This window comes from Microbulbifer aggregans (genome assembly GCF_020524005.1).
GTDB classification, from domain to species: Bacteria; Pseudomonadota; Gammaproteobacteria; order Pseudomonadales; family Cellvibrionaceae; genus Microbulbifer; species Microbulbifer aggregans_A.
In genome coordinates, this window is sequence record NZ_JAIVKK010000016.1 from 1 (window position 1) to 15,421 (window position 15,421).

The window sequence follows — 15,421 nt, forward strand, 5'->3', positions numbered from 1 at the left end:
CTTGCGGATAGTCCCGTCAGTGGAACCACTCGACACCTGGCGAATAGTGATTGTGTCGCCATCGTAAACCGATATGACGGTTCCGCTGATAAAGGCCGTCCGGGCGTGAACGCCAACGGAAAGCAAGATCAGGATTAGAGCACCAGCATATTTCATGATTTCCCCCTCATGGACTAAAAGCGGTCTAACGGATCACCGGTTATCTTCACCACGGCATCCCCGGCGTGATCGGCGCTGGAGAACTGCTTGAATGCGCCGGTAGCCGTAACCAGATACCCATCATCCCCTCGATGAGTGCCACCGATAAAGGTGAAATACAGGCCACCATTCATATAGAAAGGCCTGGATATTTCCTGTCTCGCATAAGCCGCTTTGGCTGCCTTTATCGTCAGCGTCAACATCGTCAGGGCTCCACTTCCAAAGGCATCCTAAAGGGCGTACCGGCGCTGTGGTGGCTCATATCTGCGTCCAGTACTCGAAGGTAAATCTCTGTAGAACGCTTGTCACTGTGCCCCAGAAGCCGCTGAACCTGCTCTAGGTTCTTACCATGAATAAGATGATTGATCGCAAAGCTGTGGCGCAAAGTATGCGGATTGATGACCAGTGGCAGCGGTGGCGCAACCCGTTTTCCTGCGGCGTTCAGGCGATGCCGTACCGCGCTGCGGCTCAGATCGAAAATGGGATCTTTCTTCTGAATACGCTGGGTTTTGATATACCGGCGCAGCGTCTCAAGGTAGGCGGGATCTGCCAACGTCAGTATCCGGCGCGGAGGCCTGGCGCGCTTGGGTGTCCTGTTTTTCAGGGTGGGCATCGAGACAAAGGAATCACCCTGTTCCAGGGAAAAATCCATAGGCCGTAGTGTCAGCAGCTCAGATACCCGCGCGCCTGTCACCCAAAGGGTATAGGCCGCAAGGTGCGTGGTGCCATCGTCAATCACGGATAGAAGGCGTTCCACTTCTGGCAATACCAGATAATTGAAATCCTTATCCTCCATTTCCCGAAGGACAAACTCTCGGCGCTTAACTAGGTGATTCCAGTTCACTTCAATTCGGTTGATGACGCCAAAAGTAGTACTGGATGGCACAGCAACGGTGTAAGAGGGAAGGTCGCTCACTCGGCCCCCTCCAGAAGCTCTTTGATCTGATCCCGATCCAGGAACAGCAGATCCGCAGCTGGGTAATCCCGCGCTGCCTGAACAACTGCAGCAGAAGCAGAATCTTCATCCTTCCAACTGGATACATGGAACAGCTTATAGCCAGTGGCAGAGCGGTACACATACCAGACAGAGTACTGGCCCCAGTACCGGCCCCAGCCGACGGAATCCGGCGCTTCTGAGGGCGGGGATACCTGGGGCATGTAGTCCACGGGCAGCTCCTGGATCATTTCACGCAACCGCTGTTCAGCGCTCAGATTCTTCTTATAGGTCATCCAGATCCACCAGAAAATCAAAGTCGGTTTCACAGGTCAGGTCATCATCACTGAAAAACTTGCGCACCCAATCAGCGGCTTCCTGGGCACTGGCAAATTCCTTATTCAATTCCTGCCCCGTGTAGGGTGAATAGTCAGCCATGACCGTGCCATCAGAAAATCCCGCAACACTCACAGTGTCTCCAGCGCCCTTGGTTCCGCACTGAGCATCCATGATGTACTCGCTACGCCACAGCAGCTTTATATCTTCATTCGGATTTTTCATGGCGATCATCCAGAATCGTAATCTGATGTTGTGATAGCCACTCGATCAGCTTGTTGAGTGATTCCTCATCGGTGTCGAGAGATATAGATCCAGCATCCCCAGACAGGATGATTACGCCGGTATCCCAGGGTGGTGTTTTAAGGTTAAGGGTGTCTGCTAAGTTCAACGAGGTATAACCGCACCCTGTGTTAGCAACTACGTTGACCTTTTTGAAGTGAGAGCTATAGATGAAGCGGATGGCGTCCCCAATTTCCTTCTGAAATGCAAAGACTTCATTTCCGCTCTCTGGGTCTGTCCACATTTCGAGTGTGCTGTTTTCCATTAGACTAATCCATCTTGACAGAGGGGGTTACGGTACTCTTCCATATCGCGACGGAAGCGCGACACATTATTAGCAGTAGTTAAATATCTTCGGGATCAGCCCCGCCAGCCTTAACAAAATGCTTGCCGATAGTATCCATCAGGGCGTTGGCCCGGTCACAGTGCCGGACATACCCCTCAACAATATTTTCTGCAAATAGGGCGACATTTCGCACCTTGCGCTCAAGTACGCGAAGCTCATCCAGCCCCATATCGGGTGAGTACAGGGCTTCCAGTCCCTGGGCCACCTCGTCGGCAACCTTCAAGTCGGTTACTAGGTGAATCCTCTCGGCAAAGGCCTTGCCGATCATCTGGTTGCGGCTTTCTTCATCGAGCTGCCACGGCTCCCAGTATTGCGTTTTCATCGTTATCGCCCTTTCTCTTGCGGCAGGGTAGTGCCGTAATGCTCAGCAATCAGCGCGTTAATGCGCTCCAGCAGATCCGGCCTTTGATCCATCCAGATATGCAGGTTGCCGTTCTCGTAAGTCTTTACCCGAAAATATTCAAATACATATTCCCGCTGGCCACGCTTCAGGTGGTGGGTTAACTGCGCAGCCGGTGTTTCATCCGGGTTGAACCCGGTAGGATCTACACCGTCCAGCAGACAGCAGTAGCTCCACAGGTCGTGAAAGCGGTCGCGCTGTCGGTAGCAGTTCCAACCGATCCCCCACAGTGCGTTATCCAGGATAATGCGCTTGTTGACCCGAAAAACACTGTGACTGCGGTAGTTGCGGCTCAGGGTTTTAAACACCTCTACCAGCCCCTCCCGGAACGTCTCATATCGGCGGTCTACCAGATCCATAAAGGTGGCCATGGCCACTTCACGGGTGCATTCCTGGGTGGATTTGGCGATCTCATCGCGCACCTGATCCAGCTGGCGGGCATTCATTACCAGCCCCAGTTTGGAGCGCTGCAGCAGCTCCTTCCAGCATCCCTGATCCAGTGCCACGCGCAGCGTCTCGATGGAGCGCCCGCACTCCCGCTCAGGTTCCCGCAGACTATACCAGCTGACCCGCTGACGCAGCGCCTCACTCAGGCAGCGGTCGGGAGACAGCTCAATTGCCTTCCAAATATCGCGCATACCGGACTCCAGCAGCGCCAGCGCCTGATCGCGGTGGCGGCAGGTGCGGTCAATAAATCCCAGCGACGGGCTGGGCAGTGGATCATTGCCTGTGATCGCGGTCATCAGTGCACCCCTCCAAACAGCTCCAGCTGCTTATCCGCATTGCCCATAAAGGCCGCTTGTTGTGCCAGCGCCTCCACCAGCTCGGCTTCAGGCTTGGCCCGACTTCCCGCCGCCATCAGGGGCGTCATCAGTGCCAGCATTTCAGCCCGGCTCAGTCGCATCGGCGCGATCACATATAAATTGGTTTTGTCGTACAACCGGAATCCCAACCGCTGCAGCTCGGCCAGTACTTGGCCGGTGTGCCAGTGCGGCAGGCGGATCTGGAATCGCCCGGAATAGGGACAGACGCCAATTTCCCGCCACAGCTCGCAGTCGTACTTGCCCACCAGATAGGGAGCATCCAGGAAGCGACGAATCCGCTTCTTGGCCTCCGCCACCAGATTCTCTTCACTGATCCCGCTCACGTCGTTGTGAAAGCCGGTGTGGGAAGCGGCGCGGCCGTAAAACTCGAACCCGATACATCCGGGCGCAACGATCATTTTTTCGCCAGCTTCATCTATCTCCCATTCCATCCGGGAGTCTGGTTTTCGCACTGAAAATCCCATCGTGAAATCCCTTCCGTTGTGCTGATATGTACAGTTTACGCATTTCAGCGCGGAGTACAATATAATGGACAACGAAAAGCCCGCCTATTTCGCCAGCGATCGCACCGGGCTACGGCTTATCCTGGATCAGACCGAAACGCAGAAAAACCCCGAGAAATACAGATCCTTCTATTTGGCGTCTATCAAATTCTGGCCCCGGTGGGGGCAGGGGGAGGGTACCGCGCAAACATGGCATATCTGCGCGGAATAGAGAGACAAATACAGAATTTAACCAATTGGTCACATTTTGAACGGTCAGGGCAGGGCTTGGTAGTGAGCGCCCCCTGGTTTCAGGGTACTCATTGACGATTCCGTCAATAGTGAATATATTTACCTTGTGAGCGCGATAGTCGGTGTCCCTTCGGGGTAGCTCTCATGGCACCAGCCCTGCTGGTTTCCACCAAAGTGTGGTCATACCCAAGACGCCCGACATTAAACATAAAAGCCCCGGTCTTCCGGGGCTTTTGCTTTTCTGGGGTTGGGTCACAGGCGCTTTCGCAAAAACTGCGCCAGCAGCATCAGGAATCGCTTGGGGCCACCTCGCACGCCATCCGGGCGATTGGGTCGCCAGTGGCAGCTGTTAATCCTTAGTATCAGTTTGGGATCTAGATCCTTCCGGTAGTCGAAGCGCATACATAGGTACCAGCCTTTCAAACTTGAAGCATCAGGCCTGTCCTCCTGCCGGAACAGAATCTCTTTCCGGTCACCCTGGAGACAATCTTTAAACACAATATTCCGAAGGATCTCCGGTAGGCGTAAGGAATAATCCCAGCGCTCGGGGCAGAAGACACGCTCTTCAATTTCACCACCACGTCGCTTCTCCGCAATAAACACTTGCTCATCAGTGTCACCTTCTTTCCGCCCCCTGGTATAACAGTGGTTATGGAACTCTACGCGGCAAGGGAAGCTAACGGGCTCTTCTCCCTTTTTGAGCATCACATTGAAGCTGAGTGTCATATCGGCCATGTGGCTTAAATCATATTCCGTGCCCGTATCCGGGCAGATCCACCGGCAATTCTTCTTATCGTGCATTGAGCGAACTCACCCCGTAGTAAATCGTTGGGGTCATGATAACCGCCCCAAAAGGGCGGTACGGATGCGAGAGCAGGTGAAATTGCCCCCGCTCGACACCGCTATTGTAAAGAAGAGTTAATGCAGGTAGCAATTTCAGTAAATTGAAGCCGTTAGGCTGGAAAACTCTTTTGCCATTGCCCTAAGCTCAAGCTGACTTGTCTCGCTGAACCCACTATCTCCCTCTAGTATCACAGAAAGGAAATCATCAATAGCCGACCCATGGGCTATTACCATTTCCCGAATAGCATCCTTCTTATGAACCTGGTGTCGCTTAGCCAGTGATAATGCAACATCATCTTGCTCACCGGATACTATGCTTTTGACCATTGCCAGCTTGCGGCGGCACATATTGAGAATGTTAAGCTCTAGTGCAATAGACATATTTCACCCGAAGTAATCGCTAGACTTGTACCACGCTTGGTACAAAGGAATCGCTTTATCTGCATACTGGCTGTGTCCCAATTTCTGGGCCAACTGAATCAATGACTTATGATTAAAACCATCATCAAGAAGAACATTTCTGAAAGAATCCCCTTCAGGTAGGGTATTTGCGTATTCTCTGGCCCAATCATTCAATGCCTGATATTCAAGGGACTCATCCTCAATCTCTTCAAAAAGGGAATCCTCCATAGCATCAGGAACCATTCCAGCTGCGAGTGCATCCGTAAGAACGTCTTGTCTTTCCATATGAACTTTCGCCTGTCGAATGTTCTCCTTAGCAATCGCTTCGCTATTCGCAGCGCTATCGGCAGATAGACAACACTTTTTGTACTTTTTGCCACTGCCACAGTGACAGGGATCATTACGTCCAACCTTCATTATCAGGGGCCTTAAAATACTAACTTGTGGATTTAATGGTTCCCCGGATTAACTTCGGGGCATCAGTAGAAACATCAGGCTCGCCAGCGCCTTTGGGAGCACACCGAGCGACATAAATTTTTTCACTGGTTCTAATACTATTGAACTCCAAATCTATGTCTGACCGCCACCGATCGGCAGCTTCTTCGCAAGCAGTCTTGGACGAAAATTCAGCAGTTCCAATGGCTACATCAGATTGCCCTGTGAGTGAAAGAGTAAGAATTAGAATATATTCCTGCATAGACAAGCCATTTATTTAAATTGATATTTCTAGTTTTGTATTCCAGAAACGACCCCATTGGTCAGATACACATAGTTTCCACTACCGTATACCCATTGCTCCCTTTTCGCCGACTGTGTTAGGGATGTATTAACATCAACCGGACTTCCCCATGAAAGAAGCACTTGATTGGAAGTAGCTCCGATCCAAACTTTCCCACTCCGCATTTTTTCTAAGTCATTTTGGGTAGGGGAAACATTTTTTAAAATTTCATCCAGCTCTGACACCCGGCTCTTCAAGACACGGGTATTTTCATAGCTATTACAATATGCAGGCCAGTCTGTATTCCTATTGAAATCTACCTTATAAACCAACTTTATGGCGCAGGCATCTATCATATTTTTCTCACTCTTAAACTTATACCAAAGAGAACGATAGACCTCATCCCAAGACTCAAAACCTGCACTTTGGTAATCATTTACAGCTTCATCTAAGTCAGGGTTGTCAGTTGTCTTAAATTCATAAAGCCAACCCTCCTTGCCATCAGGTGTGACTACTGGGCAAGCTAGCATATTGCAAGCACCAAATTTCATATCAATTTTTTCCCCCTTTTTATATGTATGAAGAACTTTATGAACGGCGCTCTCTGGTGGAGGGAAGTTATATGCGTTCACTTGTGTAACAGCTCTTACATCAGCCTGAGCAGAATTCATTATCAGTACAAAAAAAGGTGCACAATACTTTTTCATTATTAACCCCTAAATACACATCAGGAATAAGTTACCGGAACTTGTTGATATTATTTCGCATTTTTTGATATTCAATTGAAGCACTTACCTTTTCGCGCCTTTTCAACGATTTATCTGCAACTTCCAACTTCTCTGTAAGTTCTTCATTCTGAATAGAAATCCGTTCAGTCCTTACCTCCAATCTACGAAGTTTTCTATTGGCCGCCAGGTACTTCTCCCGGAGCCCGCTGTATTTTTTCTGCAGCGTATCAAGCTTATCAACCAACCCATTAGCATGGTCTTCAGACTCCTCAAGCCGCTTATATAGGTTGGAAAGATGATATTCGTAACCGCTGTCTATTTCAGAAATCTTGCGCACCTGGCTTTGAAGGACACTGGCGATGCCACTACCGGTTAGACCGTATTTTCTGCCCAGATCAGAATTCCTGGCACCAGCAAGCTTTTCTTGTAGGATTCTTAGATTTCTTTCCTTCTTATCCATCAAAACTACTCAAAACTCCACGGAAAACCCTGTGGGCAACGGGCCAAATGAATCAAAGATAATCGCCGGAGCCACACGGAAGAAAGACAGACTCGATGATACCCAATCGAGTAGGGTGCGCTTTAACCTGGCAACCCTTGCGCGAAGCCGGGCAACAAAGTGGCGCTTTTTCAACCAACCCAGCACCCCGCCGATCTTCCGTACCTGGGCTGACTCCAGATCCCGCTGAGCCTCCATATATTCCTGCATTAGGCGGGTAGTAGTCCGCACAAGGACATTGGCCCGACTGGGCTTATCCCGGTTCAGCAGCAAGCGGTAGGTAGACAAGAACTCACCTGGTGCAGCCAGATCAAAGGATACCCTGAAGGCCTGTGGGGTCAGTACAACCCGGTCTGTGGTACGATTGTTGATAGCCATTTCCAACTCCTACAAGTTGTGTTGTGGTTAGCAGCCCTGGGAAGTTGCACCTTCCCAGTGGTTGCGATTGATAATCGTCTAACTATTTTCTGTTTCGCCCACCAGAATGCTGCAGCTACGGCATACACCACCTTCAACCGAGGGGTGATCGCAGTCCCTTTTTGCTTGCGCCATCCTGGGATCATTTGTTGCCAAGATTAACTTGTACCGTGTTTCTTCGCGGTCTCTCAGTCGCTCGACACTAACAATAACGGCATCCATTCTTGGCTCGTCGTAGCCAGCCCAAACGGACATTTTCATACCTGGAAAAGGGATCTGTGTTTTTGGTTCAACAAACCAAATGAATTCAGTGCTCAATCTTCAATCTCCCGATCCGCTAAGGCATCTACCAGAAGTTTCATTCGAGAATCCGGCATATTTCGGTACCGTACTGAGTCTGGGCTTGATAGCCAGTTTTTAACCCCGTGGATTGAAGACATTGTTAGTTCAGCAATCTCTTCACGGCTGAGCCCGTATTCATCTACCAGATCTTTTAATTTCTCGTTGTTCGTCATTAGTAGCCTGTAATTTCATTGTGCTCAATGAGCACCTGAAGCAACCAATATAGTGCTCAATGAGCACCAGAGCAAGGGAATAGCGCGTCAACCTACCGTATTCTCACCCTTCATTTGGCGTCAAACCTTTTCAGATTCATCCTCGATGTTCTTTGTGGTTTTTGATTTTTCATACTGTTTTGCTTTTATAAGTAACTGAAGGTTGGTGAATCTGAACAAAAGAGTAATCCGCGCTTGCGCGGGCATTATTAAAGCCTGAAAGGCTATATATCTGGTTATATAAAACGAGGTGATTAACCGCTTGCACTTAAAAATTTAATGGTGGGCACTTAAATTCCATAGGGCTATGGCGGCAGCCCTCTAGCCCGTGGTTCAGCGCTCTTTTTTGCTGAGTCACGGCTAAGAGCGTCAATGGAGTTAAGAAATGACTGTGAAATATGAGGCGGAACGCCTAAGAGACAATAGAAGGCCGTGAAGCTCTTAATTAAGCTTCAGATTTCAGGATAGATAGGATCTGTTCAGTAGTGAGGTCTGGGCGCTCCTCGGTGAGCTGGCGCAACCTTGCCGCCCTAGCCCTCTGCTCCTGCACCGCAACGCTCTCTGTGGCCCCTGTGGGGCTGCTGGAGCGCTTCTTTGGCTTCTCATCAAAGAAGCCCTGGATCATGCTTTTCAGTCGCGCCAGATCGCCCAAGTTACCTTTACGGTTATCACTACCCTGAAAAGCCTCACGCTTTTTCTTCAGCCGCTTGGAAGCACGGTCACGTTCATGCTTTAAACGTTTCACCAAACCAAAGATGGCAAATAGCTCTTCCTTCACAGCTTTAACAGCTGCTAGGCCGCGATAGCCACCTTCTCCATCCGGTTCACAGATCGACGTCAGACTTATGAGCCCTGCGCGCTTCAAGTCTTTGATCGCTCGTTGAGTGCGCCAAAGAGATAAACCCGCATGGGAGGCAAGGAAAGGTACGGTGAAATTCTGAAATTCGCCGTTGGGTTGCGGTACGCCAACCTTTAGGGTCGCAAGATCCAGGTACTTGAGCATTGCAGCGAGAGTGCGCAGACAACCTTCACGGCGCTCACTGCGCTGTTGGCGCTCGGAGCCATTCGCCAGGTTAAGGCTGGGGATCATTTTCGGCTTCCAATAATACTGCTCCAACCTGGTCATCAGGTCGGTCAGTATCATGGGTATTCCGCCCCTGCGCTTTCCATCCTCACCGAGGGTTCCGCCGTTGGCAGGGAGTCTCAGCGTCAGGTTCGGCAGATCTGGGGCATGACCACAACGGTTGCCAAAGTCCAAGCCTTTGGCTAAAAAATGGGCAGTTCCAGTCGTTCTTATCATTCTTTTCCCTGAAAAGAAGCACGGACGTATGAAAAAAACGTGCTTTCTTCTTGACCGGGAACAGGCAGGCGCTATCATTTGCCCAGCGTCCTGTTATCAGGTTTGGACAAACGAAGAGCGGCCCCAGCTGCTCAGTCGGCTCTGGTAACTCGATCTTAGAAAGAACCTTTCCTCGCCAAAGTTCCGGTTCTTTCACTCTCTTTCAGAAAAGGCGTCCCTATGGGGCGCCTTTTCTGTTTACGAAAGGGCTACTTCTGCCCTATCGAATCCAATCTCTCTAGCAACTTTCAATGCGGTTTGAATCCTCACAAATTCGCGCCGTTTTCGTGCGCCACTCAAGGTCTCTTCATAACCGTTTGAGTGGATGATTCTAAGAATCCATTTCTCGCTATTTTCAGAGGGAGCAACTACTACAGACTTCAGGTTGCCCCTGCGAAATGTCTGCTTGGCAGTGGATGCGTCCATACCAAAATCCTCAAGAAACCACACAGTTGGTGCGCAGAATGCCACGCGGTATAGGTGACAGCAAGAATAAAATTGCACTTTTTTACGTGGTTAAAAAACCAACGGACTACCGTGACTTGCTCACAGTCTGTTTTTCGTTGTCGATTTTTTGTACTTGGGACTTTTGTTCCATACCACTTTTCATCTGATTCAGTAAATTTTGAACAACCGGGCGCAGCTGATTTTTAACAGCCTCGATGCCGTGGTGTTGGTGGAGATCGTTAAAGTCAGTCAGCTTGTCTGGGTTTCCATTGCCAAAGCGTGGAAAGGTTGCCCTGGCATTCGGCCCTGCCAACTCGGCAGCTTCCTCTGCTTTTTTCCGACCCTTGTTCTTCTCCTTGAATCTATCGTCGTCACCGGCGATCACCTGGCCCTTATCGGGGTACATCTCCTGGAACTGCTTCACCACAGCCGGAAGATTGCCAGCATCAATGCTAAGCACCACCGGCATGGTCGTGGCTTCCGCAATACTCGCCCCAGTCGAATAACCTTCAGCGTGGAAAATGCAGGGGCTGGAAGCCAGCTTATGGCCATTGAGTACGTGGAAATTGCCTTGCTTCTCCGCGCCTTTCTTTAACGATTTGAAGCCGTTACTGCTGATCCGTTGAAGACTGCGGATCTCTCCCTGGGAATTCCTCAGCGGCACAACGAGCCGCCCCTTCTTATCCATCCGTGCGCCGAAGTCCTTCACACCCTTATTGGCAAGGTAAGCATTGCCCTTTGCGGGGGCTAAACGGCTCCATACCTGCTGGCAGCGCTTGGCATGGTGATCGTACTTTCTCGCTTGCTCCGCCTGGCGTTGAGCGGTCTTTGTGGCGCTCTCTGCCTGCAGCTTGGCCCGCTCTGTATCACTCAATCTCTGGCCTTTAGCGACCCATTTTATGGGCTCATCGTGCTCACGGTGGTTCTGGTAATGTCCAGCGGGGCGACCATCGCCATAGGCCCGATAAGCGCCGCTGGTCTGCCCAGGTTTATCACCCTCTACAGATACCCGGTGCCATTTGCCATCAATCACAGGGTGGCCCTTCTCCAGAATGAAGCCGTTAGCCTTGAGTGTATCGGCAAACTCTCCTTCCGCTGACTGTATGGGAGCCTGCCGACTATTCACGTTTTCCGGCAGGAATTGTTTCAGTGCATCGAGGTCAGCACCTGGTTTGGCATACCACGTCTTGTTCTCTTTATCCCATCCCAGCGCGTTTTCACCGCTGGGCAGCTTTCCTGCAAGGCGTTTGGCTTCATTACGCTGCGTGTATGGCACCGCCAGAGGGGTGTTTTCAGCAGCTGTTTTGGGGGGCGACATTTGAGGTTCCTCGTCTGCAGCTTGAGCTTGCACAGCACTTGCGCGCATCTGGGTAACAAAATGATAGCGATCAATGCAGTAATTCAGGTTGGATGCCTGCTCTGGCTTACTGGGGGTAGCCATCGCATATTCACCGGCTCGCTCCCCCTCGAAAAAGGATCTGGCTTTCCCGTCACCCAAAAAATCAGAAGTCAGGCCTGTTGGCTTGCCATTATCGGTGTACTTCACCTGGTATTCGCCCTTGTTGAGCTGGACGCTTGCCTCTAGGCCCCGCTCTTCGGCTACAGCTTTTAGGTTTTTCCAGGTTTCCATAGGGCTGTATCCGCTGAGTGCCCCGAAACTGTCTCGCGCAAGGATTTCTTGGGTTTCTTCCTCAGATAGCAGTGTTTTTCTGATCCTGTGCAGTTCATAGCAGCCAGTGAGCTGGTCGCGCTGCCAGTCCTTATCGGAGGTAGATCCAGTTCCGCTCATTCGCTCACCATCTTGTGCAGTCAGCGCCTTGCCATCTGAGCTGAGTTCAGTGGTAACAGAAGTAGGCTTCCCATTATGGCTGTAGGTAATATTCCAGCTGGTACCCTGCTCTGAAGATGGTGATTTATCTATATGCGCCACCAAACCAATCTCCTTTGCGACCGCCTGCAGGTTTTCCCAGCTCTCTAATGGGCTGTAGCCGGGGTTCGAGGTTGCATGGAAGCGCTTTAACTCCTCCTGGATATCAGGTGAGATAGCAGGCTTGTCCTGGGCTTTCGTTTGCTCCGGCAGATCCTGTTCAAGGGTCTGCTTCTGCGCTAGATCCAGAACATAGTTTTTAATCTTTTCGGCATCACTTGCGGCCCGGAAGATTTCCTGGGGATCTTCCTGCAGTGCCTTGATCCAGCTTCCCACATAGGCCGTGTGCTGGCCGGGGTCATGGCCTAGACCAAGCTCCTGGTTGAACATAAAGCTGCCGATCTCTGCCCTCAGCTCTTCCTTGGCATAACCCGGGGTACCGAATGGGTGGCTCAAATCCCGATCAAGCCGGGATTTGTGGCCAGTCCAGTGCCCCAGCTCATGTAGGGCAGTGGCATAGTAGTTATCTGAAGTCTCAAACTGCTCTTTTTTCGGAAGATGAATGCTGTCCTTGACCGGACTGTAATAGGCTCTATCAGCCTGGTCATGGCGAATATCAGCACCGCTATTACTCAGGATGGTTTCGGCCTTCTCTGAAGGATTCCAAGCCGGTGGAGCCTTCGGCTTCAAGGGTGGCATTCCCTCTATCTGCTCGGCATTGAATACCTTCGCATAGAAGGTTCTGGGGCGCTCCAGCTTTACAGTGATCTTCACTGGCTTGCCCTGTTCGTCCTTCACCTCGTTGCCATTCTCATCCTTCTTGGTGTGTTGTTCATTGAACTTCCAGTATTGGACGGTCGTAGCTTTGGAGCCTTTCTTTACCTGGTATCCGGCTTGTTCCGCCTGCTTGTAAGTCATCCAGCGAGGATCTGAGTGCGGGCGGGATGCCAAATGCCAATGGTTGATGCCCTTGTAGACCGTACCCGTAACCGGGTTGTGGGGCATCTGGTACTCATTGGGCTTCCAAGGCTTTGCCCACGGTGCAGTACCTTCCCGCAACTGCTGGATAATGGATTCCGCCACTTGAGTGGCATAGTCTGGCTTATTGCTTTTTCCTTGAGCCATCGAAAATTCCTTCTAACCTATGTGTTCAATCCGTAAGGGTTGTCAGTCGGCGTCCGGGTAGAAAGCGCTCTCCAGCGCCTCTTCCTCGGTCAGTGCATCTTCCTGGAAGGCTCCCAGTTGCTCCGCTTCATCCGGATTCATTTCGATTACTGCACCTGGTACTTCAAGGTCTTCCAGTTTCCCCTTCAAATCATTGGTATCGCTCATTGCCTGCTCTCTCCTACGCAGTGGTGGTTTCAATATCCGGCTTTCCGTCTTTTTCAAAGAACCGGGCCTTACAGGTGGGGAACTGATCGCACCCGTACCACGTATAAGGTTTTTTGGTTTTCTTGGATTTTCCAGATCGCTTCACCAGTTTCCCGGCATCACACTCGGGGCAACTATGGTCGGTGGCCTCTCCGGCTGTTGTCTTGGGTTTCGGGGTGAAGTCGGGCTTTCCGCCTTTATCGGGGAAGCTCGCCTGGCAGTCCGGGTAGCTGCGGCATGACCAGAAAGTGCCGAATTCCCCTTTACGTTTGCGAAGCAGGCTTTTCTTACAGGTGGGGCAATCATGACCCTCAACCTTGATGTTCAGGCCTTTGGTTTTGACTTCGGACACCTCGTTGCTGACCGATGCCACAAGGCCATCAAGGAACTGCTGAAGCTCGATATTCCCGGCCTCAATGTCTTTCTGCTGCTGGTGCCAGAGTGCCGTCATATCCGGTGCGGTGGCGGTGTGGGGCAGAATGTCATAGAAGTCCTGTCCCAGCTGGGTACTAACAAGATATTTGCCTTTCTCGGTAATAAAGCCCCGATCCTTGAGCTTGACGATAAAGCTGTCTCGGGTTGCCGGCGTACCGATCCCGCCAGACTCACCCTTTTTGTCCTTGTCTTTATCACGTAGCAACTTGGCAATTTCAGGATCGCTGACGTACTTGGCCACACGCTTCAGATCCTTCAACAGAGTGGCTTCTGTATAGGGCTTCGGCGGCTTTGTTTCTTTCTTCTCGGCAGTGCAATCCTGGCAGAGTGCTTCCGCTCCTGGGGAAAGCGCTTTCAGGTCTACTGCGGTGGAATCCTCGCCCTCTTCCGACTCTATCTCTTGGTTGTCTTTGTCATTCTTATACAACTGACTCCAGCCTGGGGAGACAACCTGTGTGTTCTTTGCGCGGAACCGGTGACCAGTCACTTCTAACTCTACCGTGGTGACTTTGGATTCCTTGAGCGGCCAGAACTGGGCTATATAGGCACGGCAGATCAACAGGTAGATATTCCGCTGTTGCTCCGTCAGTTTGTCGATATCGCCTTTTCCCTGGGTGGGAATAATCGCGTGGTGCGCGGTAACGTTGGCATTGTTGAATGCCCGGCTTTTCAGGGCTGGATTGGCCTGCTCAATGAAAGGCGCAAACATCGGCGCATTCTCTGCAACAGTTGCCAGTACATCCGGTGCATCCTGGTGGTTTTCGTCGTTGAGATAGCGGCAGTCACTGCGGTTGTAGGTAATCAGCTTTCTTTCACGCAACTCCTGAGTAATTTTCAGGGTTTTATCTGCTTTTATACCGAATTTGCGGGAAGCATCGACCTGCAGTTCTAGCAGGTCGTAGGGGAGCGGTGCCGCCTCATGCTTATCCTGGGTATCCACGGATAGGATGTCTGTAGGCTGCCCCTTGCAGGCTGCTACAACGGCATCCGCGTATTCTGCTGTCTCCATTCTCCCCTTCTCATCCAGTGGAGCGTCTGCCGGTGGACAGAACACCGCAGGGAAGGTCAGATCACCAGACTGAAACTCCCCCCGGACGGTGTAGTAGTAAGCCTTGCTGTGAGCCGCTATAAGGCGGTCTCTGGCGACGACAAGCCCAAGGATAGGGGTCTGCACCCGCCCAACACTCAAAACGCCGTCATAGCCCTTTTCGCGGCCTTTCAGCGTATAGAGGCGTGTCATGTTGAAGCCGTATAGCTGATCGCCTACGGCTCGGGCCAGTGCCGACTGGTAAAGCCCGTAGAAATCCTGGTTATCGCGGAGATTGTCCAAAGCCCGCCGAATCAGCTTCTCGTTGTTGTCGTTGATGAGAATTCGCTTTACTGGCTTGCGGTTGTTGCAGTAGTCCAGAATCTCATCCACCAGCAGCTGTCCTTCGGCGTCGGTATCACCGGCATTCACAATTTCGTCAGCTTGCTTAATGAGATTGGTGATTACGCGGAACTGCTTTCCCCTCCCCTGGATCACCCGGTATTTCCACGGGATATTGATGATCGGCAAGCTCTCCAGATTCCACTGTTTGTTCGCCTCGTCATAATCTTCCGGGGGGCAAAGTTCCAGCATGTGGCCCGCACACCATGTGACAACATCATCACCACAGGTATAGAAGCCCTCCCCTTTCCGGGCTCCCCCCAGCGTGTTGGCGATTGCCTGGCCAACCTCGTGCTTTTCAGCAATAAATAATCTCAT

21 protein-coding genes are annotated in these 15,421 nt (G+C 51.2%); 1 reads left to right on the forward strand and 20 read right to left on the reverse strand.

Going from position 1 to position 15,421, the window contains the following annotated elements; all coding sequences use genetic code 11:
- Positions 1–173: 173 nt before the first annotated feature.
- The 8 genes from LC093_RS19605 to LC093_RS19640 all read right to left on the reverse strand — a co-directional run bounded on the left by LC093_RS19605 (position 174) and on the right by LC093_RS19640 (position 3,772).
- Positions 174–401 (reverse strand): hypothetical protein, encoded by a 228-nt coding sequence (locus LC093_RS19605; RefSeq protein WP_226668970.1) that lies wholly within the window; start codon positions 399–401, stop codon positions 174–176.
- A gap of 2 nt (positions 402–403) precedes the next feature.
- The gene (locus LC093_RS19610; protein ID WP_226668973.1) at positions 404–1,114 is read right to left on the reverse strand and encodes a tyrosine-type recombinase/integrase; all 711 of its coding nucleotides are present in this window, start codon (positions 1,112–1,114) and stop codon (positions 404–406) included.
- Positions 1,111–1,428, reverse strand: coding sequence for a hypothetical protein (locus LC093_RS19615; protein ID WP_226668976.1), 318 nt, complete (start codon positions 1,426–1,428; stop codon positions 1,111–1,113). Before LC093_RS19615 ends, LC093_RS19610 begins: the two co-directional genes overlap by 4 nt.
- On the reverse strand, positions 1,418–1,693 hold the full coding sequence (locus LC093_RS19620) for a hypothetical protein (RefSeq protein WP_226668979.1): 276 nt from the start codon (positions 1,691–1,693) through the stop codon (positions 1,418–1,420). Before LC093_RS19620 ends, LC093_RS19615 begins: the two co-directional genes overlap by 11 nt.
- A complete protein-coding gene (locus tag LC093_RS19625) occupies positions 1,677–2,015 on the reverse strand; it encodes a hypothetical protein (RefSeq protein ID WP_226668982.1) in 339 nt (112 codons plus the stop codon). The genes LC093_RS19620 and LC093_RS19625 overlap by 17 nt, the downstream gene beginning before the upstream one ends.
- A 79-nt stretch (positions 2,016–2,094) precedes the next feature.
- Positions 2,095–2,418: a hypothetical protein gene (locus LC093_RS19630; protein ID WP_226668984.1), complete on the reverse strand. Its 324-nt coding sequence runs from the start codon at positions 2,416–2,418 to the stop codon at positions 2,095–2,097.
- A gap of 2 nt (positions 2,419–2,420) precedes the next feature.
- A complete protein-coding gene (locus LC093_RS19635) occupies positions 2,421–3,239 on the reverse strand; it encodes a DUF4942 domain-containing protein (protein ID WP_226668987.1) in 819 nt (272 codons plus the stop codon).
- Complete coding sequence (locus tag LC093_RS19640; protein ID WP_226668990.1) at positions 3,239–3,772, reverse strand: hypothetical protein; 534 nt, start codon at positions 3,770–3,772, stop codon at positions 3,239–3,241. The genes LC093_RS19635 and LC093_RS19640 overlap by 1 nt, the downstream gene beginning before the upstream one ends.
- A 76-nt stretch (positions 3,773–3,848) precedes the next feature.
- Between LC093_RS19640 and LC093_RS19645 the strand changes: the two genes are divergently transcribed.
- Positions 3,849–4,034 (forward strand): hypothetical protein, encoded by a 186-nt coding sequence (locus LC093_RS19645; RefSeq protein ID WP_226668993.1) that lies wholly within the window; start codon positions 3,849–3,851, stop codon positions 4,032–4,034.
- 272 nt (positions 4,035–4,306) lie between these two features.
- Here the strand turns inward: LC093_RS19645 and LC093_RS19650 are convergent, their stop codons facing one another.
- The 12 genes from LC093_RS19650 to LC093_RS19705 all read right to left on the reverse strand — a co-directional run bounded on the left by LC093_RS19650 (position 4,307) and on the right by LC093_RS19705 (position 15,421).
- On the reverse strand, positions 4,307–4,855 hold the full coding sequence (locus tag LC093_RS19650; RefSeq protein ID WP_226668995.1) for a hypothetical protein: 549 nt from the start codon (positions 4,853–4,855) through the stop codon (positions 4,307–4,309).
- A gap of 135 nt (positions 4,856–4,990) precedes the next feature.
- Positions 4,991–5,278 carry a hypothetical protein gene (locus tag LC093_RS19655; protein ID WP_226668999.1) on the reverse strand — a complete coding sequence of 96 codons (288 nt, stop codon included), beginning with the start codon at positions 5,276–5,278 and terminating at the stop codon, positions 4,991–4,993.
- Positions 5,279–5,281: 3 nt separating this feature from the next.
- On the reverse strand, positions 5,282–5,716 hold the full coding sequence (locus LC093_RS19660) for an SEC-C metal-binding domain-containing protein (protein WP_226669002.1): 435 nt from the start codon (positions 5,714–5,716) through the stop codon (positions 5,282–5,284).
- 309 nt (positions 5,717–6,025) lie between these two features.
- Complete coding sequence (locus tag LC093_RS19665) at positions 6,026–6,724, reverse strand: hypothetical protein (protein WP_226669006.1); 699 nt, start codon at positions 6,722–6,724, stop codon at positions 6,026–6,028.
- A gap of 31 nt (positions 6,725–6,755) precedes the next feature.
- Complete coding sequence (locus LC093_RS19670; protein ID WP_226669011.1) at positions 6,756–7,205, reverse strand: hypothetical protein; 450 nt, start codon at positions 7,203–7,205, stop codon at positions 6,756–6,758.
- A gap of 9 nt (positions 7,206–7,214) precedes the next feature.
- Positions 7,215–7,622: a hypothetical protein gene (locus tag LC093_RS19675; protein WP_226669014.1), complete on the reverse strand. Its 408-nt coding sequence runs from the start codon at positions 7,620–7,622 to the stop codon at positions 7,215–7,217.
- A gap of 78 nt (positions 7,623–7,700) precedes the next feature.
- The gene (locus LC093_RS19680) at positions 7,701–7,979 is read right to left on the reverse strand and encodes a hypothetical protein (protein ID WP_226669016.1); all 279 of its coding nucleotides are present in this window, start codon (positions 7,977–7,979) and stop codon (positions 7,701–7,703) included.
- 681 nt (positions 7,980–8,660) lie between these two features.
- A complete protein-coding gene (locus LC093_RS19685; RefSeq protein ID WP_226669019.1) occupies positions 8,661–9,359 on the reverse strand; it encodes a hypothetical protein in 699 nt (232 codons plus the stop codon).
- A 393-nt stretch (positions 9,360–9,752) separates the two neighbouring features.
- Positions 9,753–9,980, reverse strand: coding sequence for a hypothetical protein (locus LC093_RS19690; protein WP_226669021.1), 228 nt, complete (start codon positions 9,978–9,980; stop codon positions 9,753–9,755).
- 106 nt (positions 9,981–10,086) lie between these two features.
- Entirely contained in the window at positions 10,087–12,993 is a 2,907-nt protein-coding gene (locus LC093_RS19695; RefSeq protein WP_226669024.1) for a zincin-like metallopeptidase domain-containing protein, read from the reverse strand.
- 42 nt (positions 12,994–13,035) lie between these two features.
- Positions 13,036–13,200: a conjugal transfer protein TraD gene (locus tag LC093_RS19700; protein WP_226669027.1), complete on the reverse strand. Its 165-nt coding sequence runs from the start codon at positions 13,198–13,200 to the stop codon at positions 13,036–13,038.
- Between the two features lie 13 nt (positions 13,201–13,213).
- Complete coding sequence (locus LC093_RS19705) at positions 13,214–15,421, reverse strand: DNA topoisomerase 3 (RefSeq protein ID WP_226669030.1); 2,208 nt, start codon at positions 15,419–15,421, stop codon at positions 13,214–13,216.